The 25,919-nt window shown below is 41.0% G+C and carries 20 protein-coding genes; 18 read left to right on the top strand and 2 right to left on the bottom strand.

Annotation, left to right across the window (positions count from 1 at the left end):
• Nucleotides 1–18: 18 nt before the first annotated feature.
• The 3 genes from rhaI to LMJ53_RS16315 all read left to right on the top strand — a co-directional run bounded on the left by rhaI (nucleotide 19) and on the right by LMJ53_RS16315 (nucleotide 4,480).
• Nucleotides 19–1,311, top strand: a complete 1,293-nt coding sequence (gene rhaI, locus LMJ53_RS16325; protein ID WP_229588379.1) for an L-rhamnose catabolism isomerase — start codon at nucleotides 19–21, stop codon at nucleotides 1,309–1,311.
• Nucleotides 1,312–1,396: 85 nt separating this feature from the next.
• Complete coding sequence (locus LMJ53_RS16320; protein ID WP_229588377.1) at nucleotides 1,397–3,070, top strand: purine-cytosine permease family protein; 1,674 nt, start codon at nucleotides 1,397–1,399, stop codon at nucleotides 3,068–3,070.
• The gene (locus LMJ53_RS16315) at nucleotides 3,071–4,480 is read left to right on the top strand and encodes an FGGY-family carbohydrate kinase (RefSeq protein ID WP_229588375.1); all 1,410 of its coding nucleotides are present in this window, start codon (nucleotides 3,071–3,073) and stop codon (nucleotides 4,478–4,480) included. It begins immediately after the preceding gene.
• 517 nt (nucleotides 4,481–4,997) lie between these two features.
• Here the strand turns inward: LMJ53_RS16315 and LMJ53_RS16310 are convergent.
• A complete protein-coding gene (locus LMJ53_RS16310; protein ID WP_229588373.1) occupies nucleotides 4,998–5,819 on the bottom strand; it encodes a DeoR/GlpR family DNA-binding transcription regulator in 822 nt (273 codons plus the stop codon).
• A 587-nt stretch (nucleotides 5,820–6,406) separates the two neighbouring features.
• Here LMJ53_RS16310 and LMJ53_RS16305 point away from each other — a divergent pair.
• The 15 genes from LMJ53_RS16305 to LMJ53_RS16235 all read left to right on the top strand — a co-directional run bounded on the left by LMJ53_RS16305 (nucleotide 6,407) and on the right by LMJ53_RS16235 (nucleotide 24,872).
• Nucleotides 6,407–7,318 (top strand): sugar kinase, encoded by a 912-nt coding sequence (locus tag LMJ53_RS16305; protein ID WP_229588372.1) that lies wholly within the window; start codon nucleotides 6,407–6,409, stop codon nucleotides 7,316–7,318.
• On the top strand, nucleotides 7,315–8,304 hold the full coding sequence (locus LMJ53_RS16300; RefSeq protein WP_229588370.1) for a TRAP transporter substrate-binding protein: 990 nt from the start codon (nucleotides 7,315–7,317) through the stop codon (nucleotides 8,302–8,304). The genes LMJ53_RS16305 and LMJ53_RS16300 overlap by 4 nt, the downstream gene beginning before the upstream one ends.
• Complete coding sequence (locus LMJ53_RS16295) at nucleotides 8,304–8,804, top strand: TRAP transporter small permease (protein WP_229588368.1); 501 nt, start codon at nucleotides 8,304–8,306, stop codon at nucleotides 8,802–8,804. Before LMJ53_RS16300 ends, LMJ53_RS16295 begins: the two co-directional genes overlap by 1 nt.
• Nucleotides 8,801–10,093 (top strand): TRAP transporter large permease, encoded by a 1,293-nt coding sequence (locus LMJ53_RS16290; protein ID WP_229588366.1) that lies wholly within the window; start codon nucleotides 8,801–8,803, stop codon nucleotides 10,091–10,093. Before LMJ53_RS16295 ends, LMJ53_RS16290 begins: the two co-directional genes overlap by 4 nt.
• A 19-nt stretch (nucleotides 10,094–10,112) precedes the next feature.
• Complete coding sequence (locus tag LMJ53_RS16285) at nucleotides 10,113–10,886, top strand: glucose 1-dehydrogenase (protein WP_229588365.1); 774 nt, start codon at nucleotides 10,113–10,115, stop codon at nucleotides 10,884–10,886.
• Nucleotides 10,887–10,924: 38 nt separating this feature from the next.
• On the top strand, nucleotides 10,925–11,755 hold the full coding sequence (gene kduI, locus LMJ53_RS16280) for a 5-dehydro-4-deoxy-D-glucuronate isomerase (protein ID WP_229588363.1): 831 nt from the start codon (nucleotides 10,925–10,927) through the stop codon (nucleotides 11,753–11,755).
• A gap of 110 nt (nucleotides 11,756–11,865) precedes the next feature.
• Nucleotides 11,866–13,023: an NAD(P) transhydrogenase subunit alpha gene (locus LMJ53_RS16275; protein WP_229588362.1), complete on the top strand. Its 1,158-nt coding sequence runs from the start codon at nucleotides 11,866–11,868 to the stop codon at nucleotides 13,021–13,023.
• Nucleotides 13,014–13,295 (top strand): NAD(P) transhydrogenase subunit alpha, encoded by a 282-nt coding sequence (locus LMJ53_RS16270; protein WP_420778863.1) that lies wholly within the window; start codon nucleotides 13,014–13,016, stop codon nucleotides 13,293–13,295. The genes LMJ53_RS16275 and LMJ53_RS16270 overlap by 10 nt, the downstream gene beginning before the upstream one ends.
• Before the next feature lie 9 nt (nucleotides 13,296–13,304).
• Nucleotides 13,305–14,675, top strand: a complete 1,371-nt coding sequence (locus tag LMJ53_RS16265; protein WP_229588358.1) for an NAD(P)(+) transhydrogenase (Re/Si-specific) subunit beta — start codon at nucleotides 13,305–13,307, stop codon at nucleotides 14,673–14,675.
• A gap of 20 nt (nucleotides 14,676–14,695) precedes the next feature.
• Nucleotides 14,696–15,775 (top strand): class II fructose-bisphosphate aldolase, encoded by a 1,080-nt coding sequence (fbaA, locus tag LMJ53_RS16260; protein WP_229588356.1) that lies wholly within the window; start codon nucleotides 14,696–14,698, stop codon nucleotides 15,773–15,775.
• A gap of 158 nt (nucleotides 15,776–15,933) precedes the next feature.
• The gene (locus LMJ53_RS16255) at nucleotides 15,934–17,343 is read left to right on the top strand and encodes a sulfatase-like hydrolase/transferase (RefSeq protein ID WP_229588354.1); all 1,410 of its coding nucleotides are present in this window, start codon (nucleotides 15,934–15,936) and stop codon (nucleotides 17,341–17,343) included.
• A gap of 67 nt (nucleotides 17,344–17,410) precedes the next feature.
• Nucleotides 17,411–18,844, top strand: a complete 1,434-nt coding sequence (locus LMJ53_RS16250) for a BNR-4 repeat-containing protein (RefSeq protein ID WP_229588352.1) — start codon at nucleotides 17,411–17,413, stop codon at nucleotides 18,842–18,844.
• 20 nt (nucleotides 18,845–18,864) lie between these two features.
• Nucleotides 18,865–20,121, top strand: coding sequence for a glycoside hydrolase family 88/105 protein (locus LMJ53_RS16245; RefSeq protein WP_229588351.1), 1,257 nt, complete (start codon nucleotides 18,865–18,867; stop codon nucleotides 20,119–20,121).
• 8 nt (nucleotides 20,122–20,129) lie between these two features.
• On the top strand, nucleotides 20,130–22,922 hold the full coding sequence (locus LMJ53_RS16240) for an alpha-L-rhamnosidase (protein ID WP_229588349.1): 2,793 nt from the start codon (nucleotides 20,130–20,132) through the stop codon (nucleotides 22,920–22,922).
• Nucleotides 22,923–23,060: 138 nt separating this feature from the next.
• The gene (locus LMJ53_RS16235) at nucleotides 23,061–24,872 is read left to right on the top strand and encodes a glycoside hydrolase 43 family protein (RefSeq protein WP_229588347.1); all 1,812 of its coding nucleotides are present in this window, start codon (nucleotides 23,061–23,063) and stop codon (nucleotides 24,870–24,872) included.
• Between the two features lie 585 nt (nucleotides 24,873–25,457).
• On the opposite strand, the gene LMJ53_RS16230 is transcribed toward LMJ53_RS16235, so the two are convergent.
• A complete protein-coding gene (locus LMJ53_RS16230; RefSeq protein WP_229588345.1) occupies nucleotides 25,458–25,808 on the bottom strand; it encodes a heparin lyase I family protein in 351 nt (116 codons plus the stop codon).
• Nucleotides 25,809–25,919: the final 111 nt, after the last annotated feature.

The following is a 25,919-nucleotide window of genomic DNA, read 5'->3' as shown; positions in this document are numbered from 1 at the left end:
ACGGTTTAGGAAAAAATCATGACTCAAAGAATTAATAAAGAGCTGATTGCTCAGGAAAACGTTAAATTAGAAAGCTTTTTGAAAGAAGATTACGAAGCGCTGGGAAACAAACTTGCACGAACAGGTATTAACATTGAAGATATTACTGCAAAAGCAGCCGCGTTTCAAATAGCTGTACCTTCTTGGGGTACGGGTACTGGTGGAACACGTTTCGCTAGATTTCCGGGTATTGGAGAACCGCGCAACATTTTCGAAAAGTTAGAAGACAGTGCTGTTATCAATGACTTGTCTCAATGTACAGAGAGAGTATCACCACATTTCCCTTGGGATAAAGTGGATGATTTTACCGAATTGAAAGGTGTATCAGACAGCTTAAATTTGAAATGGGATTCAATCAACTCTAATACTTTTCAGGACCAGCCTGGACAAGAGCATAGTTTCAAATATGGCAGTCTGGCAAACACTTCCGCTGCGAGCAGAGAATTGGCTATTCAGCATAATTTGGATTGCATAAAGTGGGGCAAAATATTGGGATCCAAAACACTCACCGTTTGGGTCGGTGATGGATCTAATCATCCCGGGCAACAGCATTTTCAACATGCTTTTGAACGCTACCTTGAGAGTATGAAAACAATTTATGCTGGTTTGCCTAGCGATTGGGAGCTACATATTGAGCATAAAATGTTTGAGCCCGCATTTTACTCAACTGTAATTCAGGACTGGGGTAGCAGTATCTTAGCTGCGATGGAGTTAGGCCCGCAAGCGAAGTCTCTGGTCGATTTAGGACATCATGCACCCAATGTAAACATTGAGATGATTGTCTCTCGATTAATTCAATTCAAGAAGCTAGGTGGTTTCCATTTCAACGATAGTAAGTACGGCGATGATGATTTAGACAGTGGTAGTTTACACCCCTATCAGCAATTCCTGATCTTCAATGAATTGGTTGATGCGCAGTATCGTAATCAAGAAGGGTTTAGTCCTAACTACATGCTTGATCAATCGCATAATGTTACCGATCCGATTGAAAGTTTGATGAACTCGGCTGCAAGTGTACAGCGCTCATATGTTGCAGCATTGCTGGTTGATCGTCAGGCATTGAGTGAGTATCAAACTCATAACGATGCCATTATGGCGAGTAATACGCTTAAACAAGCCTTTAATACTGATGTTTCGCCTATTCTGGCAATGGCAAGGGCCAGAAAAGGTGGTGCAATTGATCCAATCGCAACTTACCGAGCATCTTGCTATCGCAAGGCGGTCGCACAAAAGCGCCCGTCTTCAGGGCGAAGTGGCTCCGGAATAGTGTAATCGCGCACTTAGGTAAAAAATCAAAACAATAACAAAAGAGGCTCTGAGACAGATTCTTCTCAGAGCTGTTTACCCGGAGAATAAGATGTCTACCGCAAGTGAATTTGAAACTCAACCTGTTAGTCCCGATAAACTTCAAGGTCCAAAAACTTTTGCAGCTAGTTACTCTGGAGAACATGTCGCCGGTACTGAGTTTGTAATCGGTGCTTTATTTGTTTCTTGGGGGGTGGGCGCCTCTGATATTTTAGTTGGATTACTATTGGGGAACTTATTGGCAGTGCTTACTTGGGGGCTTATTACTGCTCCTATTTCAACTGACACACGCCTGACCCTTTATGCTTATTTAGAAAAGATTGCCGGGCCAGGCACTATAAAGCTCTACAGTGTAATTAATGGCATACTTTTCTGTGTCCTAGCTGGTGCAATGATTACGGTTTCAGCATCTGCTGTTCAAGTGCTTTTTAACATTCCACCCCAGACTGACTGGTATCCAACCAATCCTGGCTTCGTTGCGGTAGTATTAGGTGTAGGTGCCATTGTTGTTTATATGGCGGTAAAAGGTTTTAAGAAACTATCTGCTTTTGCAGCAGTATGTGCTCCATGGATGATCCTGATGTTTCTGGTTGGTGCGCTTGTCCTTTTACCGGCAATTGTTTCTGCTACAGATGGTGTTTCAGGTATAAGTAGCTTTGAGGATTTTCTGACTATCGCGAATAACTCAATTTGGGTCCAAAAATCTGATGCAGGAGTTGGATTTTGGCATGTTGCGGCTTTTGCTTGGGTGGCTAATTTAGCTATGCACGGCAGTTTGGGTGATATGACCTTATTACGTTTTGCTAAGCACTCTCGATACGGCTATTTTTCTGCATTAGGAATGTTTATTGGTCATTATTTAGCATGGATATGCGCAGGTATAATGGGAGCGGGGGCAGCAATAATGCTGGGTACAGTTATAACGCAGTTAGATCCTGGATCTGTTGCCTATCAGGCGTTGGGAGCATCAGGGATTATTGCCGTTATCATTGCTGGATGGACTACATCTAATCCTACGATTTATCGTGCGGGTCTTGCTTTTAACTCGCTTAACCCATCTTGGGGGCGAACTAGAGTGACCATTGTCGTGGGGATTGTAACAACCATTGTGGCTTGTTTCCCGTTTGTGTTTTCTCAGTTGTTGGGTTTTGTTGGAATAATGGGATTAATGTTAGCGCCTGTGGGGGCAGTGATTGTTGCAGAACATTGGATATTTCCCAAAATTGGTTTTACTCGTTATTGGTCTAAATACAAAGGTAACATAACAAACATCCCAGCATTTGCGACTTGGATCATTTCATTGCTAGCGGCTTACTTTTTAGAATCAAGTGGCACTCTACACTTGTTTTTCATTCTTATCCCAATATGGATATTTGCCACAGTGCTTTACATTGGCTTAGCGGCTTTAATGGGTGCTAAATCACATTATCCAGCTGCAGAGGTGTCTGAGAAAATTGAACAAGAGCGTAAATTAGCTGAGAAGAGTTTTCTGGCTGAACAAGACAAAACATCATCTGATACATCTATCAAAATGCCTTTTTTGGCGGTTTCAGCGAATTATATAGCTTATATTGCATTACTAACCTGTGTTGGCTTGGGTATTGCTGCTTATTCAAACAACAACATTAATATTGTTCACAATTGGATAATTGTGCCCACATTGATTTATTTTGTTACTGCAACTTACGCACATTTCGTAAGAACTGGGCTTTTGGAAAAAGAGTAATTGGCGCAAGAGCAGATGATGGTTTACATATTAATTATCGATATTGGAAAAACGCATATAAAACTGCATGTTTTAGATTGTAATTTCCAATCAGTATATTCGAAACAAATGACTAACATTGTTGATCATAGTCAGATATATGATTGCACCGATGTGAACAAAATTTGGCAGTGGCTTGTAAGCAATATCAGAACATTTGCTCAGCAGTACCCAATTGGCAAAATTACCATAACTACTCATGGAGCAACTGCAGCATTAATCGATCGAGAGGCTGACTCTAACGATGGATTGGTTTTGCCTGTGCTTGACTATGAAAGTGCCGTTACATATGAACAAAGCTCCCAATATGACGCGCTACGGGATGATTTTACGAATACCTATTCGCCCAATTTACCGGCAGGCCTGAACTTAGGGCGGCAACTATATTGGTTAAAGCAAACTTTTCCTCAACAATTCAATCAGGTAACTGACATTTTAATGTACCCCCAATATTGGGTTTGGCGTTTTACAGGTCAGTGTTTTAGTGAAATTACCTCTTTGGGTTGCCATACTGATTTGTGGTCAATTAAAGATAACGATTATTCAAGTCTTGTAGACAAGTTGGATTGTCGAAATAAATTTCCACCAATCCAGCCAGCTTGGCATGATTGTGGTGCTATAACGTCAAAGGTTGCACACGAACTCGGCTTAACTGCTAAGTGCAAAATCTACAATGGTATTCATGACAGTAATGCCAGTTTTCTTCGGTATCGCCTTGCAAATCAAGAAAGTCCTTTTACCGTTATATCAACCGGTACTTGGACCATTCTAATGGCAACTCAAGTTCCATTAGAAAATCTGAACCCTCAGAAAGATATGCTCGCTAACATCGATGCTTTTGGTTCGCCTGTAGCCTGCGCTCGTTTTATGGGCGGTCGGGAATTTGAAGCCATTTGTGTACAGGCGGGTTCTTGGTTAGGTGAGCAGTTCAACGATAATGACTTACAAACAGTTATCGATAGATTTGTCTTTGCGATACCCGATTTTGGTGACGGAAGTGGTCCTTTTGGGAATAGGCAATCAGGGTTTGTTGGACCAGTTGATAAAGTAAGTGGTATTGCATTAGCAACATTGTATTGTGCGTTGATGATCGACTATCAACTTTCACAATTAGCGTCTAAAGGTAAAATTTATATTGAAGGTGCTTTTTTAAAGAACCCACTGTTATGTGCTGTTATTAATCAACTACGGAAAGATCAAAAGGTTTATATGTCGATGGACTCTACGGGTACAGTGTTGGGGGCGGCTTGCTTGACAAACTTGGGGCAGCACACTAATTCGATAGCATTAAAGGAAACGCCTAATATTAATCTAATAGGTTTAGAAACTTATAAGGAAAAGTGGTTGACGTTAGTTGATGAAGGCCACTAGCGCCTACAACTTTATTTGAGACTATCATAGACTTGAAGTAGTAATTACCTGTTTTGTTATTGTAATTTTTACATTGCATTACATTACATTCAAGTTAAATTCTTTTATGTTCAAACCTGTTACCTATCAATCTAGGATTCAACTGTTGTTTTTTTCATGCATATTTGGTCAGGTGAGTTTGTTCATTGTTGAATTTAAACACTCGCTCACTTAGTACTTTTTATTTTTCGCTGCACGGAGTACTGCTTCTTCCTGAGTTAGTCTAAAAGCTCGTCAACTGCATCGTGTAAAGATTAAAAAGTAAAACGGGATGAAAACGTAGCAATTGGTTTATAGGTTCTGGAAACGTTGCACAATATAGCTCCTAACTGAGTAAACCATTCTATGTCAGATCATTTATCTTTATTATGAAGAGTTACTTTATGGTTTAGAATAAGAATGCCCTAGTCCAAATCAAAACCGTTAACTTTCATTTTTTGAAACGATGCGTCAGAGCGAATCGAGAGTAATTCAATGGTTAATCATCAACTGCTTCAACAATAATTACTTCTACTCCAGTTGTTTTAAAATACTCAATTAATTCTGGGTCAGCTTTGGAATCGGTAATTACAATATCAACTTCGTTTAATGGGCATAGAATGAAGTTGCTGCGTTTACCTAACTTTGAGCTGTCAGCTAAAATTACTAGTTTTTCGGCTTGCTTCTTCAGTTTTTGTTCAGAACGGATTAGTAAAGGGTCCGACTCCATTACTCCAAATTTGCCTATACCAGGCGTTCCCATAAACATCATTGATGCATGATAATTTTCAGTACTATCATGTTCATAAGAACTAAGGATAATTCCTTGTTCTCTATATATTTCACCACCTGGTAGTGACACTTGGCTATCACTGTTTTCGGTTATGTAGTTTGCTAGCACAAATGAGTTGGTGAGTATGTTTAAATAAAGATTACTGAGAAATTCCCCCATCATGAATGTGGAACTGCCGCCGTTGATTATGATTGAGTCACCCTCTTCACAAAGCTGTACGGCGCGTTCAGCAATTCGTCGTTTTGTATTGACCCGTTTGGCTTTATCTACAATGAAAGCAGAGCTTGACAAGTGCTTTTTCTTTGGCTCGACGTTGATTGATTCAGCACCACCACGGATCTTGTTAATTTCACCGCGTTTTGACATCTTGGTGATATCGCGTCTGATGGTTGCTTCTGACGCGTTAAGCTTTTCAGTCAAGTCACGCACACTGGCAAATTGCTGTTGGTCCAAAATGTCCTTTATCAATTGTTGCCTATGTTTTTCTAGCATTGGTAAGCCCTTTGTGTATTCTTTGCTGATACTCATATCTTATTCCATATTCTATAGGCAAAAATTGTTATGTACAGATTTCTGTGAAACATTGACATTATTTGACTTTGCAACATTTTCTGTCTTGTCTGACCATCTGTGCTAATAGTTAAGCATGATAACATTTTCTGTTGGCAACTGACCGACCAATGTTTGAAAGAGGTTTTTTGTCGGCAAAAGTAAGACCTCATGGTTTGGCTCTATTTCGCCAATTATACAAAGTGTATAACTTAAATTATTCGTTTCTTAATACTTCAGATGGGAACATATTCTGAGGAAGCAGTCACCCACCTAAAATTTCTGGATACGCTATTCACGTAACTCAAAACAATTAAACCTTAACACCCTAACTGGTTAAAGAACAAATAGCGGCAATGATCATACGAAAGCGTAAAAGCGTTGGGTTAATTTTGTCTGTGTTTCGTCACGGGTGATTATAATTACATTCAGAATTATCTAACACACCTGCTTTTTGGTCAAAATAAATCTATAGCGCTCATTTACAGTCACGAATATTGAGTTTAGAATGCTTTTTTGTGAATTAATGTTGCGTTCAGCACAGATATTGAGCAGGTGAAAGTAGAATGTCGATTGCAATATTGGGAGAGTGCATGATTGAGTGTACCCAGCTAAACAACGGGCAATATAAAGCCGGATTTGGTGGCGACACTTTAAATACAGCAGTTTATTTATCACGATGTGGTGGACACGGAGACTATTTCACGGCTTTAGGTGATGACACTTTTAGTTTGAATATGATGGAAAGTTGGAAACAAGAGGGAGTCGGCATATCAAACGTAAAAATTATCCCAGGGCAATTACCAGGTATTTATCTGATTGAAAATGATTGTTTTGGTGAGAGACATTTTTATCACTGGCGGCAAAATGCACCTGCAAGACAATTGCTGTCAGCATTTCCTGAGATATTCGATGATTTACGTAAATACTCAATTATTTTCCTTACTGGAATATCTCTTTCTATTTATCCGCAACAAGATCGTATTCAGCTTTTTAGTTTTTTAAGTGAATTTCGCAGAAAAGGCGGCACCGTCGCTTTCGATAATAATTTTAGACCAAAGAATTGGCCAGATGTGGACACAGCAAAGGCTTGTTATGAAAAAATGATGTCACTTACTGATATTGCATTATTGAGTTTTGATGATGAGATTGAGATGCATGGTGAGCATACAATAGAGGAGTGCCTGGAGCGCTGGAGCAGTCGCTTTGTTAGTGAAATCATTATTAAACAAGGAAGCAAGGAAAGTTTGATTTACAAGGATGGCGAAGTTGTAACTGTGCCCGTTGATCATATTGTTGTTCCTGTAGATACGACAGCTGCTGGCGATTCCTTCAATGGCGCTTATTTTGCAGCGAGGCAAAGAGGGGAAAGTATCAAGCAGTGTGTAAAAGAGGCCCAGCTCTGTGCAAGTATTGTTATACAGCACAAAGGCGCAATTATTGACCACAGCATTAATCTAAGAGGTGCTAAATTATGATTCGCGTACCTCCGACCTTTTGGCTTGCAGTACTTTGTCTAATCTTCACTGTCTCTTGTGCTGAAAGAGATCCAAGTGTGAATTATATCAGGCTTGCTCACACTCTTGATACAGAACACCCAGTTCACAAAAGCCTAGAATACATGGGCCAAGAGTTGATTCGTTTGTCAGGCGGCAAGATGGAACTCGTTATCTACTCTTCAGGTCAGCTGGGTTCCGAAAGGGAGATTCTTGAGTTGTTGCAGATTGGTGCAATCGGTATGACAAAAGTTTCGGCTAGTTCGCTTGAGGCCTTTGTACCAGACATGAAAGTGTTTAGTTTACCTTACTTATTTAATGACAGAGACCACTATTGGAATGTTCTTGAAAGTGAAGTGGGAGAGCGATTACTCGATTCAGGGACCGAATTCAGAATTAAGGGCTTAGGTTACTTCGATGCCGGAAGCAGAAGTTTCTACACTTCTAAAAAAAGAGTCGAAAAGCCTGAAGATCTCAATGGCTTGAAAATTCGTGTCATGAGCAGCCAATCGGCTGTTGATATGGTCAATACGATTGGTGGTGCCGCCACACCTGTCAGCTTTGGTGAGCTTTATACAGGCCTGCAGCAGGGGGTTGTAGATGGTGCCGAAAACAATCCGCCTAGTTTTTATTTCTCTAAACACTTTGAAGTTAGTAAGTATTATTTACTAGATGAGCATACTTCTATTCCCGATATTATTGTAATTGGCACTCACGAATGGAATAGCTTAGCAGCAAAACAGCAAGGCTGGCTAAAAGAGGCTATGCATTTAGCCACCCAGTATCAAAAACAATTGTGGGCTGAATCTACGGCAGAATCTTTGGCAAAAGTGAAAGAGGCTGGAGTTGAAGTTGTTCAAGCTGACAAACTTCTGTTTCAGCAAAGTGTGCAGCCTTTATATAAGAGGCTAGAGGGCCAGCCACTCTATGATTTAGTTCTTGAAATTAAAGCAATGGGGGCTAACTAATGCCACGCTTCGTCACTTTAATAAATGGTATAGATGGCACACTTCGTGTGTTTCTAGTGGTTATGATGGCACTGCTGGTTATTGATGTTAGCTGGCAAATTCTTACGCGCTTTGTTTTGCCCAAACCTAGCTCATTTACTGAAGAGTTAGCACGGTTTTTACTTATATGGATTAGCTTGATAGGCGGAGCTTATACCTATCGATTACATAGTCATTTAGGTTTTGATTTGCTTGTTAGAAAAATGAGTAAAGTAAGAGCTGTTCTTGTATTTCGTTTGAGCTGCTTGTTGGTTGCTGTATTTGCTATTGCAGTTCTGTTGATTGGCGGGAGTAACCTTGTTTACCTCACTTGGTTATTAGGTCAATCTTCACCAGTTTTAGAGTTGCCAATGGCATTTATCTATTTAGCTATTCCGTTAAGCGGCATCTTATTCTTAATTTATAGCAGTTACTTTTTTGTTGATGCCAATAATCAAACCCTAGGAGAAACTAGCGAATGATTACAATTGTCTTGTTTGGGGTTTTCTCACTTCTACTTCTTATAAATCTTCCCATTGCGCTGGCTATTATATTTGCCACTTTAGTTACCATGCTAATGACAATAGATACTTTGCCAGCACTGACAGCTATTGCACAAAGATTAGCAGCTGGCATTGATAGCTTTGCTTTGTTGGCTATTCCATTTTTCATTTTGTCTGGTTATTTAATGGGACAAGGAGGCATTGCTCATCGATTAATCGCATTTGCAAAAGTTCTCGTGGGCAGATTGCCGGGAGGTTTGGCATTTGTGAATGTTATATCATGCGCATTATTTGGTGCTATATCGGGTTCTGCGGTCGCCTCTACTTCTGCAATTGGTGGATTTATGATCCCAGCCATGGAGAAGGAAGGTTATTCTCGTCCATTTAGTAGTGCTGTAACTGTCACTGCAGCGACTACAGGAATGCTAATACCTCCCAGTAATATCTTGATAATTTATTCGCTTGCTAGTGGTGGTGTTTCAATAGCGGCTTTGTTTATCGCAGGATATTTACCTGGTCTATTGCTCACACTTTTGCTAATCGTTGCTGCGAGTCTGTATGTCAAAAAGCATGGAATTGCTCCTGCTCAGGCCGCTTCCATCGAGCCGTTCTTTCCATCGCTAATAGGAGCGGTGCCAAGCTTATTGCTCATCGTGTTAATTATAGGTGGGATAATTGGTGGCTGGTTTACGCCAACAGAAGCAGGGGCAATTGCGGTACTCTATTCATTGGCACTTTCACTTTGTATATACAAAGAAATTAAGTTCAAAGATTTGTATCCCATACTGCTTAAATCAGTTAACACAACTGCAATAGTAATGTTGTTGATAGGTGCATCTTCTGCCATGTCGTGGTTAATGTCATACGAGGAAATACCTCAGACCATTAGTGCTAGTTTATTAGCATTGTCTGAAAACCCCTTATTGATTTTATTGATAATAAATTTAACTCTGTTACTGGTTGGTACTTTCATGGATATGACACCTGCCGTACTTATCTTTACCCCTATTTTCTTACCTGTCGCAGAGTCCTTGGGCATTTCTCCATTGCACTTCGGGATTATGATGATATTGAATCTGTCAATTGGCTTGTGTACCCCACCAGTTGGTAGCGTGCTGTTTGTTGGATGCTCGATTGGTAAGGTGTCTATAGGCCAAATTATCAAGCCAATATTACCACTTTACGCGGCAATGGTAGTGGCTTTAATTCTGGTTACAGCCTTTCCTGCAATTAGCGAATATTTGCCAACATTATTGGGCCTAATCTAACAAAAAATATGGAATTACTATGCAAGAATATTTACAGAAACAATTTGGATTAAAAGATAAAGTTGCCATTGTGACTGGTGCAAGCCGCGGTCTGGGACAGGCAATGGCTATTGCATTAGGCGAAGCTGGCGCAATTGTTGTCGCCGTTGGTTCTAAACCAGAGAATGTTGCAGGAACAATCGCCAAATTAGATGAAAAAAATATTCAAAGTTTGGCTTTGGGCTGCGATCAAAGTGACGGTAAACAGATTTCTTCAGTTATTGCCAAGACTATCGAAGTCTTTGGTCGTATCGATATCTTGGTAAATAACGCTGGTACTATCAAACGTGCCCCAGCACATGAGTTCTCCGACGAGGACTGGAATGAAGTTATTAACGTCAACTTAAATGGTGTATTCAAATTTTGCAGGGAGGCGGGCAAGCATATGCTCAAACAAGGCTCCGGTAAAATTATCAACATAGCTTCTCTTTTAAGTTTTTCTGGCGGTATTACCGTTCCCGCTTATGCAGCCAGTAAAGGTGGTGTTGCTCAAATTACTAAAGCTTTGGCAAACGAGTGGGCTGCTTCGGGCATACAGGTTAATGCAATCGCACCTGGTTATTTCGAAACCGATAATACTTATAACTTGCGCCAAGACGCGGATCGTTTTGCCAGCATTTCAGCACGCATACCAGCGGGTGAATGGGGTAAACCTGAGGACTTGGCTGGGGCAACTGTGTTTTTAGCTAGCAATGCATCTAATTACATGAATGGCCACATAATGTTAGTTGATGGCGGTTGGATGGCGCGTTAAGTCGCCTAAATATTATAAATTTAAATTGAGGGCTCGCTATGGAATTCATGTTTTCCGCTGACAAGAGAAGCTACAAAACCATGCGTAATGACGAATTGCGTGAAGCTTTTGTTACTAAACGTTTGTTCGAGGTAGGTAAAATAAACCTCACTTACACCGATGTTGATCGTTGTGTGATTGGTGGTATTACGCCATCTTCCACCTCAATTGACTTGCCTACACACAAAGAGCTTGCTGCAGATTATTTTTGCCAGCGGCGTGAAGTGGGGATAATAAATATAGGTGGTAGTGGCTGTATTATTGTGGATGGTGAAACCTATCCGATGGCTAACAAAGACAGTCTTTACATTGCTAGAGGCAGTGAAAGGGTGTCGTTTAGTTCTGATGATTCGTCTCAACCTGCCAAATTTTACCTAGCATCTTATCCTGCTCATAGAATTACAAAAACTGTGCATGTTCCTAAAGATAAGGCCCAGCGCATTGAGTTGGGTAGCCAACAAACATCTAACGAGAGGACCATTTTTCAATCTATTCGTCCAGGTATAGTTGATACTTGCCAGCTGGTAATGGGTATTACCGAGCTCAAACCTGGTAGTGTGTGGAATACCAAACCGCCTCATACCCATTTTAGGCGCACAGAAGTTTACATGTATTTCGATTTGCCTGAAGAAGAAAGGGTTTTCCATTTAATGGGCGAGCCTTCAGAAATTAAAACACTTTCTCTATCACCAGAAGTCGCAATAGCTTCACCAAGTTGGTCGATTCACAGCGGTGTTGGCACAACAAACTACACGTTTATTTGGGCTATGGGCGGTGAAAACCAAGAGTTCGATGATATGGACCATTTAACTGTTGCTGATTTGGGCTAGCACAACAAACGTAATTGTAGCCTTTTGTGCTAGTCGATAAACATGAGCAGAACACGTATGTGATTTAGTCGGCATTGGTGTGTTTTTTGTTTTAATTTTAGGATATTGAAATGGCTACAATCGCATTTCTAAAAGAGACATTGTCAGGCGAGAAACGTTGCGCGCTGTTGCCAGAAAATGTGCAGTCGTACACGCGCCTCGGGGTTCAAGTGGTTTTTGAAAAAGGTTTAGGTGCAGGGCTATATATTTCAGATGAGTGTTATGTAGAAGCTGGAGCAAAAGTCGCAGAGAACCGTGAATCTATTTCTAAAGTTGCGGATATAATTTTGTCGATTCATCCAGTTGAACTTATTGAGGTACCTCTGTTTACGGGAAAAGTACTTATTAGTTTTCTGGATCCCTTCAACAACAGTAACTATGTAAAAGCCTTACGGGAACACAGTGTCAGTAGCATAAGTATGGAAATGGTTCCCCGGACTACCCGTTGTCAGAAAATGGATGCGTTAAGTTCTCAAGCAAGTCTAGCGGGTTATGTCATGGTGTCTAAAGCTATGGCTTCACTAAATCGAATATTCCCAATGATGATGACTGCAGCAGGCACTATAAAACCTGCAAAAGTGTTTATTGTTGGTGCAGGAGTTGCTGGTTTGCAAGCTATTGCCACTGCTAAACGATTAGGAGCAAATGTCATAGCTTTTGACACTCGTGACGTTGTTGCCGAGCAAGTTGAGTCTTTAGGGGCAAAATTCTTAAAAATAGATTTGGGTGATACCGGGCAAACCGATCAGGGCTATGCTAGAGCGTTAACAGCAGAACAACTTGCTATCCAACAGCAAGCGCAAGAAAAATGCATCATTGATTCTGATATCGTTATTACCACAGCTCAACTTTTTGGCCGCAAGCCACCTAAATTGATTAGCGCTGAAACAGTAAAAAAAATGAAATCTGGTTCAGTCATAGTTGATATGGCTGCCGAAAATGGTGGCAATGTTGAAGGGAGCCAGGCAGGAAAGACTATTGAATTGCATGGTGTGACACTCATTGGTACAGGTAATTGGCCTAATGAAGTCCCGTATAATGCATCTCAAATGTATGCCAACAATCTATTCAATTTGGTCAGTGAGTTTTGGGATAAAAAGAGCAGTACTTTTATGATCGATCAGACAGATGAGATTCTTAGTATTGCGCTGATTACACATAATAAAAATTTTGTTAATCCTATTATAGCTGATTTATATAAAAGCCCCGTGCAGGAGGCATCACAATGACTACTGTTTATTTACTGTTTATCTTAATACTCGCTGTATTTGTTGGTTTTGAATTGATTCGTAAAGTTCCCGCGACGTTGCATACACCTTTGATGTCTGGAGCGAACGCAATTTCGGGTATCACTGTTATTGGTGCTGTTAGCTTAGCTGGTGGAGTACAGCATGAATGGGCCACCTGGTTAGGGGCAATCGCTTTAGTGCTCGCGACTATCAATGTAGTGGGTGGTTATTTAGTAACAGACCGTATGTTAGCCATGTTTAAAAAGCGGTAAGGGAAGCCAATGTTAGACGTTTCGTTATTTATCAACTTTATGTATGTATTATCAGCAACGCTTTTTATCTTTGGTTTGAAATTACTTGGTCATCCTTCTAGTGCAAGAAAAGGCAATTTATTGTCAGCTGTTGCTATGTTTATGGCTGTAATAGTGACCTTATTAAGCAAGGAGATTCTTTCATTCGAGCTCATTTTCGTCAGTATCTTATTAGGTTCAATAATTGGTTTTTTTGCCGCTAAGAAGGTTGCTATGACTGATATGCCTGAACTGGTTTCACTTTTCAATGGAACCGGTGGATTGGCCAGCTTAGCGGTGGCTTATGCGATGCTGGTGAGCGGTGCTGAGCTATCTGTCTTTATTCTTTTCGTCAGTTATTTAGCTTTATTTATCGGCGCCGTGACCTTTTCAGGCAGTTTAATAGCTTGGGCTAAGTTGAGTGAACGTATGGTTGGACGTCCAATCGTTTTTAAAGGCCAAGCTACGTTAAATATTGCTTTGATCATTGCTGCCATCACAATGGGTTTCCTTATTGTTAACCAACCACATGTTGCGACTTGGCATTATATCGCCATCGCTTTGGCACTAATCATTGGAGTAATGGCAGTAATTCCCATTGGAGGTGCAGATATGCCGGTGGTTATTTCTTTGCTGAACAGTTACTCAGGGCTTGCGGCTTGTGCTGCTGGATTTGTGCTTGAGAATAACCTACTAATAGTAGCGGGTTCACTGGTCGGTGCTAGTGGGATAATACTGACAAACATTATGTGTAAGGCCATGAATCGTTCATTGATTAACGTACTTACTTCTGGTTTTCAGGTTGTTGTCAGCAGTAATATGAAAATTGAAGGTGAGATTAAGGCCATGACAGCAGATGATGCATTTTATGTGCTGGAAGCGGCGCAGTCTGTCGTAGTTATTCCTGGTTACGGTATGGCGGTGGCTCAGGCACAGCATACTATGAAGGAACTTCAACATCTGCTTGAAAAAAACGGCGCTGAGGTTGTTTATGCCATTCATCCGGTTGCAGGTAGAATGCCGGGTCACATGAATGTGCTACTTGCAGAGGCTGATGTTTCTTATGAACAGTTGCAAGAAATGGACGAAATTAATGCGCGAATAGAACACTTCGACGTAGCGATTGTAATAGGCGCGAATGACGTAGTGAATCCAGCCGCGCGCGAGATGAAGGGGAGCCCCATATACGGTATGCCTGTGATTAATGCAGATTTAGCCAAAAACGTATTTGTGTTGAAAAGAGGTATGGCAACAGGTTTTGCTGGTATAGATAATCCGCTATTTTTCAAACTCAATACTCGAATGATTTTTGGAGATGCAAAAGAGACATTGGGAAATTTAGTAAGACAATTCTCAAGCTAAAAGTAATAAAGAGGGAACATATGAATCTATTAGATTTAGTGCCAGCTGGTGTAGTAAATGGGGTCGATGTGGAAACTCTTTATAAAGTAGCACGCGATAATCAGTTTGCTTATCCTGCTGTAAATGTAATTGGGACCCATTCGATTAATGCAGCTCTAGAGGCGGCAAAAATAGTACAGTCGCCAATCATTATTCAATTGTCTTTTGGCGGCGCTTCGTTTTTTATGGGTAAGGGAGTGGGTTTGTTGGCGCATGATTGCGCCATAACCGGTGCTATTGCTGCTGCTCATTATGTTCATTACGCAGCTAAGCTTTATGGTATACCAGTAATTTTGCATACTGATCATGCGTCTAAAAAACAGCTGCCTTGGATTGATGGGCTATTGAAGGCCGGTGAGCAGTATTTTGAGCAAACCGGTAACCCCTTGTTTAGTTCTCACATGCTGGATTTGTCAGGAGAAGCACTCGAAGAGAATATCGCTATTTGTGCAGATTATCTTCAACGTATGGCAAAAATAGATATGGCGATTGAAATTGAGTTGGGTGTAACAGGTGGAGAGGAAGACGGTGTTGATAATTCTCACATTGATAATTCTCTGCTCTATACACAGCCACAAGATGTTGCCTATGCCTATGAAAAACTGTCCCAAGTTAGCTCTCAATTCACTATAGCAGCATCATTCGGCAATGTTCACGGTGTGTATAAGCCGGGTAACGTTAAGCTCACCCCGGAAATTTTGAAAAACTCACAATCTTATGTTGCTGATAAGTTCGGTTTGGCAGCCAAGTCACTGAACTTCGTTTTTCACGGCGGTTCTGGTTCAAGTCCAGATGAGATAAAACAAGCCATCAGCTATGGTGTTGTTAAAATGAATATTGATACAGATACGCAGTGGGCTTGTTGGCAAGGAGTTCACAGTTACTATGAGGGCAACAAAGGATATTTACAAAGTCAAATCGGTAATCCTGATAATGCAGATGGACCAAATAAGAAGTTTTACGATCCTCGAGTTTGGCTTCGTCAAATGGAAGAGTCAATGTCCCAACGACTGGAGCTGGCATTTACCGAATTGAACTGTATCAAACGATATGCTAATTAAATAAATCACAGCTAACATTGCCGGTCAAAATAAGTCACAAAAAATCACAATAACTCTTTTGGCGTCGATTTAATTCATGTAAGATGCTTCGAAAACGATACAAAATTTCAATGACGCTAGCATTGAACCCTTGTTAATCTGCTTCGAGGTAAAATTAAATGATTAAACCTGTCCGCCACTTTCTAAATGTTTTCGCTGGGTTGCTGATGTGTGCTACTTACACATCAGCAACGTTTGCATCAGATAAGCCCAATATCATTTTTATATTGACTGACGATTTGGGATTCAACCAAGTTGGTGCCTATGGCGATACGTCAATTAAAACGCCAAATCTAGATCAAATGGCAAGCAACGGTATTCGTTTTGATCATGCCTATGCTGGCAACACGGTTTGCTCTCCTTCGCGTGTTTCTCTGTTTACTGGGCGCGATGGACGTTACATGGTTAACAACGCAAACACGGTGCAACTGCAAGATATTGATATCACCATGGCTCATGTGCTCAAACATGCCAATTACGATACGGCACTATTTGGAAAGTATTCTATCGGTTCCCAGATGGGAGTAACGGACCCATTGGCTATGGGATTTGATACTTGGTATGGTTTCTATTCGATTCTAGAAGGACATCGTCAATATCCCCATATCTTGTGGCGTGATGGTGAAAAAATTCGTATTAAAGAAAACGAGGGTGGTAAAAAAGGGGCTTACGCTCAAGAGTTATTTACTAATGAAGCCATAAAGTATATCAAGCAAGATCGAGAAAACCCTTTCTTTATTATGTTAGCTTATTCATCGCCACATGCTGAACTTGCCGTGCCTGAAAAATACAGTGATATGTATGGCTATGATGAGAAAGCCTACCTTGGTATGAAAGACGGTGTTCCGTCTGACAAATACGCAGCTTATTACCCAGAACCTGTTGATAACCCCAATGCAGTGTTAGCCGGAATGGTGTCTGCTCTTGACGAGTATGTTGGTCAAGTCATTAAAACTCTTGAAGAACAAGGTGAACTTGATAACACTTTAATTTTCTTTACTTCTGATAATGGACCACATGATGAGGGGGGCGCAAATCCTGCGTTCTTTAAAGCTGCGGGTCCCTACAAGGGTATAAAACGCGATCTTTATGATGGTGGTATTCACGTACCCATGTTGGTGCAGTGGCCTGCGAAGATTAAACAAAGCCGTGTTGATGATACCCCTTGGACATTTGCTGATGTATTACCAACCTTGGCAGAAATTGCAGATGTTAATTTGAATCTTGTACCCCGCGTTCGCACAAATGGTGTATCTATTAAAGGAATTTTGAATGACTCGCCTGTAGAAATGCCTGAAAGGGTTCTTTATTGGGAGTTTTCGAAACAAGTAGGCGATCCTAACTCTGGCATTATTGGTGACACTTATCAGGCAGCTCGCAAAGGTAATTGGAAAGCCGTCCGTTATGGTTTTAACGCTGAAGTTGAGCTCTACGATATTCTCAAAGATCCCGGTGAATCTAAAAATCTGGCGGCTAAAAATCCTGCTATTGCACAAGAATTCTTAACACTATTTGAACAATACAAATAACAGCATGTGCGCCACGTAATATAACGTCGGTGCATCTTAGACATTGATTAATTCAAGAGATATTTTCATGACTAGAATGATATATGTCAGCTTTACCATCTTGCTATCACTTTTATTGGGTGGATGCAGTGTAGAGGGCGGTGATAAAAGCCAACCTCAAATGGTTGACTACTTTGCAGATAATGGTACTGGTAATCCACTTGCTGTTGTGCAGCAACCAGCAGGTGAATACCACAATGGTATTACCTATGTGTCTTATCAAGGGCCTTTCGAAGATCCCTACATAGCCGCATACAATCATGAAGCTCAAAGTTGGCTAGGACCCTTTCGTGCAGGAACCAGTGATTTAGGTAGACGAGTGGGACGTACAAAATTCGACAACCATGGTAAACCTACATTACTTATTGATGATCTCGGTTACATCCATATTTTTTATGGCGGTCATGGTGGCGATAAGCATCATGGTGTGAACACCCTAGGTGATGTTCATCACGGAGCAAATAAACACTCAATCTCAAAACGCCCTCTTGATATCACTGAGTGGGAAGCGGTCGATAATATTTCGGTTTTTGGCACCTATAATCAAGCAATCAAAATGGATAATGGCGATATCTATCTGTTTTATCGTCATGGCGCACATAGAAGTGATTGGGTATACCAAAAATCTACCGATCATGGCCGCACCTTTCAGCCCCCGGTTTCTTTCTTGAAACATAAAAGACGCACTGACGTGAAGGCGGTGGATAGCTGGTATGCCTGGGTTACTAGAGGGGAAGGCAATGAGTTAATTATAAGTTTCGACTATCACTTATGTTTGGATCACGACGCTGGCATCGATAGCCGAGGCCATGTTCCGCGGCGTCATGATGTGCACTTTATGGTTTTTAATACAGAAACGGATGAATGGCGCACAGTTGATAATCAACCATTAAATATTCCACTTACCAGAGAAGAGGCAGAGCAGAAAACACTAGTTATGGATACTGGTGATATGTGGACATTTAACGGCTCGACACACTTGGATAACAAAGGAAATCCTCACGTTTCTATTAATATGGGTAAGGATATTGGTGAAAAAGCAGGTGGGCCTAAACTAACTTATCATCTTCGTTGGGATGGCAACGAATGGCTTGGTGGCAGCCCAGTGAATGGCCAAAAATCAGGTATCTCTCGTGGTGATTTTGAGGTAACCGATCCTAATACAATTCGATTCATTATTTCAGACTCGGATGGCAAAGACGGTGTTGTAGCTGAATGGCTTAGCCGTGATGGCGGCGACAGTTTTATTAAAACACGCGAGCTTCTGCGCCGTAAAAACTCGACTTTTGCAACTACCGCAATGATCAAAAATGCACACCCTGATGCGCAAGTGATTGTTGGGCAAATTGCCAGAGATACAGCAGATAGAAAAATCTTTTTACTTGGTCAAAAAGGACCTATTCAACGTCCATTAAAAGACGCGACCTTGCCAAAAGATACGTCAACGTTTGTAAGTAAATGAATTTATGTTGAGGACTTGCTATGCGAAATAAACTGTTAAAAATTGCCACTATTCCCTTTTTGGTTAGCGTTTTGTTATCTGGTTGCAGTGAACCAGCAAACAATAAAGGTATCACTGTTCAAGCCGGTGATAATACGCAAATAGAGACAACGCAGGCTTCTGCCGATATGGCTAAAGCATCAAAGAGTATTGTGGCGTCAGCTCATGACATTGCAACACGTGTAGCAAAGTGGCAAATTGCCCAATTTGGTAATTTAACGTACATTCCTGAATCACATAGAGAAAAATCAGAAAATCCAAAATTCTGGATCCAGGCAACTTTTTATATTGGTTTGACTAAATGGCTAGAAGTCGACAAGAACGTTGAATTCATGACCTACGTTAATAAAATGGCAAAAGAGCAAGAATACGGATTGCTTACCGAGCGCCCTTATCACGCTGATGACCATACTATTGGACAAACCTATCTTTGGTTGGCTGAGCAAACAGGTAATCAAGAGGCGATTAGGCCGACACAACAGCACTTCAACTGGATTTTAGCTAATAGACCTGATGTCGGTCTTGAAATGCTAGACATTACAGCCAGTGGTTCGGGAAAACAGCATCTCGAGGGTGACTGTCAATTGCGATGGTGCTGGGCAGATGCTTTATTTATGGCACCTAGAACTTGGTTAAAACTGAGTAATGTAACAGGTGATCCTAAATATTTTGAATACGCAGATGCCGAGTTCTGGGCCGCAGCAGACTATTTATTTTCTGACGATTATGGTTTGTTTTTCCGTGACAGCCGTTATTTTGAAATGAAAAGTGACAACGGTGAACCTGTTTTCTGGGGACGTGGTAACGGATGGGTTTTTGCTTCTTTACCGTTGATTATTGATGATCTACCCAATGGTCATCCTTCTCGTGAACGCTATCTTGAATTGTATAAAAAGAACGCTGCAGCGTTATTGAAGCTACAAACCCCTGAGGGGTATTGGCCTGCGTCTTTGTTAGACCCGAACAAAGTTAAAACCCCTGAGGTCAGTGGTAGTGCTTTTATTACTTATGGTTTGGCTTGGGGTGTAAACAACGGCATTCTTACTGATGACAAATCTAAAGAAGTAGTAGAGAAAGGCTGGGCGGCATTAGAAAAAGCCGTTGCTGATGATGGACGTGTAAATTGGGTTCAGCATGTTGGTAAGTCCCCAGATCCTGTGAAGAAAACGGATTCGCAGCTTTATGGTTCTGGCGCAGTGTTATTAGCTGCTTCAGAAATGGCAAAATGGCAAGGCTAAATAAGGCTATGTTGCAAATTAGCAGGATAAACTGGATCCTGCTAATTGTCATTGTGCTGTCCTGTTGCACGTACGTCAGTAAAGCGTTGCTAAAGCAATCTCAAGGGCAAGAACAGCACTCAATTATTATAGAAAAGTATAAAGTACCTACTCTGTTAGTTGTAGGTGAGGGGTTCACCAATCCTATAGGCTATTACGAGTCAGTTCCTCGCTTTTCCTGGCAGTTACCTGCAAGTGAAAATAGGATGCAACTGGCTTATCAAATTCAAGTTTCTTCTGGTTTCAATAAAGTACCCGCAGAACCCCTTCTTTGGGATAGTGGTAAAGTGAACTCTGCACAAAATGCATGGATTAAGTATCAGGGGCCAACGCTTCAGTCTCGACAACAGGTCATGTGGCGCGTACGTTATTGGGATCAGGATGGTATAGGTTCTGATTGGAGTGATCCACAGTCAATTGAACTTGGCTTGTTATCCAACAACGATTGGCAAGGCAATTGGATAGGACATCCGGATACCAACCCTGCGCGTATGCCAAGTAAGGCAACCTTAGCAACACCTCAATATTTGCGTAAACCTTTTCTATTAAAAGATGATGTTGCTCAAGCTCGCTTATATGTATCGGCAAAAGGTTTATTCAAAGCCTTTATAAATGGCAGCGTTGTTGCCCCAAATGATGTGATGACGCCTGGTTGGACACCTTATTCCAAAAGAATAGAAACACTGACCTATGATGTCACATCGTTGTTGAGTAAAGGACAAAATGTGCTTTCAAGTGTCATAGCAGGTGGCTGGTATGCCGGTCGAGCGTTTGATCAAGAAGAGCAAGAACATCGTTTACCAGCTCGTTTTCTTGCCCAATTAGAAATCACATTAAAGTCAGGTGAAATCCAGATAATTAAATCGGACGACAGCTGGTTTGTTTCTCAAGACGGCCCTATTCGTTTTGCTAGCATTTATGACGGTGAAAAATATGATCAAGCAAAGGTTTTATCGGGTTGGAACACCGTTAATTTCGACATCAATACAAGTTCAAAATGGGTTTCTGTGCTCTCCGAACCGGTCAATGACGTCTTAGCCCTAAGGCCAAAGCGTCACGCTCCCATTCGGCACAAACAAACAATTCCCGTGCAGGCAATAGTGTCTAAAGCAGACAGTCACCAAAAAGGCATTGCAGTGTTTGATTTTGGCCAGAATATGGTGGGGGTACCACGCATCAAAGTACCCGCTATTGCAGGGCAGGAAATAACAATACGCTTTGCAGAAGCCTTGCACAAAGGCGAGTTTTATACAGAAAACTATCGAAGCGCAAAATCCACCAATACTATATTGCCGAATCAAACCGGTGAAATTTGGTACCAGCCCACCTTCACATATCACGGTTATCGCTATATTGAAATATCTGGTTTTGATAGTTCTTTTTTACCTCAAAGTGACTGGGTTGAAGCGTTAGTTCAACATTCAGATGTTGCGCTTCATGCTGGTTTTACCAGTTCACATGATAAGCTTAACAAGCTATCAGAAAATATATTGTGGGGTTTGCGCAGTAATTTTTATGACATACCATTAGATTGTCCACAACGGGACGAACGCCTGGGATGGACAGGTGATGCACAAGTCTTCGCGACTCCTTCTATGTATTTAGCTGATGTTTATGGTTTTTGGGCTGCATGGTTGCAAAGTGTCAGAGAAGACCAATCTGTTGAAGGAAAAATTCCACTATATGTTCCTCATGTGGAATGGAAAATTGACTGGGCATCTTCTGGATGGGGTGATGCCATTACAATTATTCCTTGGGATTTGTATATTCTGACTGGCGACAAGCAAATAGTGCAAGATAATTACCCTGCGATGAAAAAGTGGGTTGAGTATCATGAGACTCATGCTAGCCATTATATTTCGACCATGAACACCTTTGGTGATTGGTTACAGCCATTTTCGCAAGGAGAGGGTGTTAAGGGTAATCGAGGCGATACTGATTTTAGCTACATATCCACAGCCTATTTTGCACGCTCAGTAGAGCTAACAATGAAAGCGGCATTAGTTCTAGGTAACACTCAAGAAGCAGAGTACTTTTCAGCTCTTCATAAGAAGATAACAACAGCATTTAGAAAGGAATTTTTGGACGAAAATCTGCTACCTAAATTAGGCAAACCGACACAAACTTTTTATTTACTAGGTCTGTCTTTTAACTTATTTCCTGAAGACAAAATAAAGCAGGCGCAAGCACTTCTCATTGAGCAAGTGGTGTTAGCCGACAATTATTTAAGAACAGGATTTTTAGGTACGCCGATGTTACTTACAGAATTGCAAAAAAGTGGCAGAACCGACCTTGCCTACCATATTCTATTTAATGAAACTTACCCTTCTTGGTTTTATTCAATCAACAATGGTGCTACTACCACTTGGGAGCGGTGGAACTCTTATTCACTTCAAGACGGGTTTAACCCACAAGGAATGAATTCCCTGAATCATTACGCCTACGGTAGTGTTTACCGATGGTTCTTCGAGGGTATTTTAGGCATTCAAGCAACGGAACCAGGATTTAAAACTATTCAGATTGCACCACAATTAGGCGAGCAACTAGATTACGCTAGCGGTGAATATCTTACCCCTCAGGGAACAGTGAGGGTGGCATGGCAAAAAAGCCAAGGTTTACTATCTATGCAAATTACTGTGCCATCTAATACCACAGCAAATATTGTGGTTCCTCAAGGTTATTTAGTGGGTGCTACGACTGATTTGTCAAAATTATCTCCTGGTAATTACTCCTTCACTTTTCAAAGTGTGGGTCACATGTGATGACTGCTGTATGCAGCCTTAGACGGTATTTCCATATTCTTACTGTTCACGCTTGAACAGAAAATCAAAACTTGTAACAAATGTTAGGCAAGAGCATTCATGGTGCCTGTATTCGTTTATATAGAGGTAGTGATAGTTATGAAATGTCATTCTTATATGATGTATAAGCTAATAAACTTGATTTTAATGCTGCTGCTTGTTGGTTGTACCGCAGAAATAGAATCGTCAGTTGTGGATAAAACAGATGTAAAACCCACGCTAATGATCCCAGCAAAAACCGGCAGTTTTGGAGACCAAGGAGACGGTACTTACATTAATCCCATATTGAATGCCGATTATCCGGATTCAGATATTGAACAAGTGGGTGATACTTATTACATGATCACCTCTAAGCAGCATATGTCACCAGGTATGCCGATTCTTGAATCGAAAGACATGGTGAATTGGCGTAACGTTGGTCACGCCTTTCCTAGCTTGTCATGGGCTCCTGAGTACAATTGGAACCGAATGAATGGCTATTCGTTCGGCGTATGGGCGGGTGATATTGCCTATCATGAAGGCCTTTGGTACGTGTATCAAATCGATTATCAGCACGGTTTGATGGTGACTACAGCAAAAGACATTCGTGGCCCATGGAGTGAGCCTCTTATGATGTTGTCGAAAAAAGATGTACTAGATGATCCCGCCGTATATTGGGATTACGAAACCCGTAAAGCTTATATATTAATCAATACTGGTCTTAAACAAAAGGGACCAGAAAACACCATTGAAGGAAATGAAAACCGCATTTATGAAATGAGTTGGGACGGTACCAAAATTCTTGATGAAGGTGAATTGGTGTATACCGGTTTGGGAGCAGAAGCTGCTAAAGTTTATAAGATTAACGGTTATTGGTACATTTTCATGGCTCAATGGACAATGGATGATAAATCGACCAAGCCAGGAGTTAAGAACCCCAAGAACGATAGAAAACAATTAGTGCTGCGTTCAAAAGAGAGTATTTACGGTCCTTATGAGGTACGCATCGTGCTGGAGAAAGGTTCTGTATTTAACGACCGAAGCGCAAGTCAAGGTAGTTTGATGCAAGCACCAGATGGCTCATGGTGGTATATGCATCAGCTTATTCAAAATGATGATATCCCTTTCCAAGGTCGCCCACAGGTTCTTGAACCCGTAACGTGGGTAGACGGCTGGCCTATTATTGGAATTGATGAAGATGGCGATGGTATTGGCGAGCCGGTGTGGCGTTATAAAAAGCCTATCGATGGTTATCCAATTACAGCACCAAATAGTGATGATAATTTCTCTTCTGAAATTTTAGGATTGCAATGGGAATGGAATCATAATCCACGAAATACTCATTGGTCGCTTACCGAAAGGTCAGGTTGGTTGCGACTTAAAGCCAGCAAGATTTTACCCGCCAACCCCAGACACGGACCTCAGAACAATGAATGGACTAACGACGACGGCTCAGACACGGCTTTCTGGCGAGCTAGCAATACACTGAGTCAACGTATCATGGGGATCACCACAGGCACAGCTGTTGCAAAATTTAACCTTTCAGGGATGCGACCAAATCAATTGGCTGGTTTTGTTCGCTATGGTGGTGTTTACAACTTGTTAGGAGTGCATATGACTGAAGATGGCAAAAAACATCTTTTTTATATGAATACATTTGCAGAAAAAGTCGTAGGGCCTGAGGTAATCGCTGATGAATTATTTATCAGGACTTCTAATGTGCGTGACAATGGTACCTATGAATACAGTTTTGATGGTAAAGCATTCAAAGCATTTGGTCCTAGCTTCAAAATTGAATTCGGCAAATGGACTGGGGACCGCTTAGGGTTCTTTACTTGGAATGAGAAAGAAGATGCGGGTTATATCGACGTAGATTGGTTTATTTATGATTACGACGGTCCAAAAGCTGCGCGAGAATTAAGTGTAAATTGACAAATCACTTGCGAGTTTAACAATGATCTTGTGAGGCTAAGTTACGATAAATTTGCTTCATCAACTAATATGGAACACCTCCAAATAAGGCGCTTTTTTTATTATTAATATGAAGAGCGCCTATTTTTTAAGTATATATACTTTAATCTTGATAAAATTCATAAGATTACATGGGCTTAATTTGGGGCAAAATTGTGTTATTCGGTAGGAGATTAAGAGTTAAAAGCAGATCAGTGTCTTTATTCGATAAACAGTAAATCTACAATTGTTGCACCGTTATTCTACAGGCATCTAGTGATGCTTGGTTGCACAACAACGTCTCTTGTTGCTTAAGATCAATACCTCGATTATTTCGTTGATAATGGCTAAAAATGTTCGGATAAAACCGAAAAGATTGATCGGATTCGACCGAAAGCAGTGTTCGGATTCATCCGCAACATGCATCGCGTAACACCGGTGGGTAGCCTAGAGGTGAAGATATAGCCATAAAACAAATAATGTTGTAAATATGGCACTAATATTTACTTAAGAAGTTTACAAAAAATTAGTTAAGTTGAGTTGCAAGGATTCTATGAAATAGTGCAATCATGGCGATACGTCTGAATAAGTAGCGTTTTTATCGATACTCATTTTAATTGAGTCTAAGTATAAAAAGTGATCGTTTTTCATCACGCTTAGGTCACCATTAAAGTACATGCCCCAAGACGGGTATATACCTTTTTCATCATTGTAACCAAATTGGATATTGTGTTTATCAAGCACTTTATTGCCATCTACCCAAAGCTCTAATCGGCCGGTTTTTGCATCTGAATAATCTACTTTTGCGTGAAGTACAAAATCGACCCACCTATCGAGGTAATCTTTCTTTTCACCTGGGATAGTAAAGCGCCCTGTTCCTTCACCTTTTGTTGTTGGGCTTAGCTTATACCATTCCATCTTAAAGTCTGTTCAGTACCGCCCAATCTCTTGTGCACATCTTGATCACCCTCGCGGTATCGCTGATAAAGCTATTCCAAGCTTCACTACAAGCTTCGACAATGGCTTCAT

Source organism: Rheinheimera sp. UJ51, assembly GCF_020819615.1.
Classification (GTDB): domain Bacteria; phylum Pseudomonadota; class Gammaproteobacteria; order Enterobacterales; family Alteromonadaceae; genus Alishewanella; species Alishewanella maricola.
The sequence above is the reverse complement of the archived record's forward strand: the minus strand, read 5'-3'. Positions and strand labels throughout refer to the sequence as shown.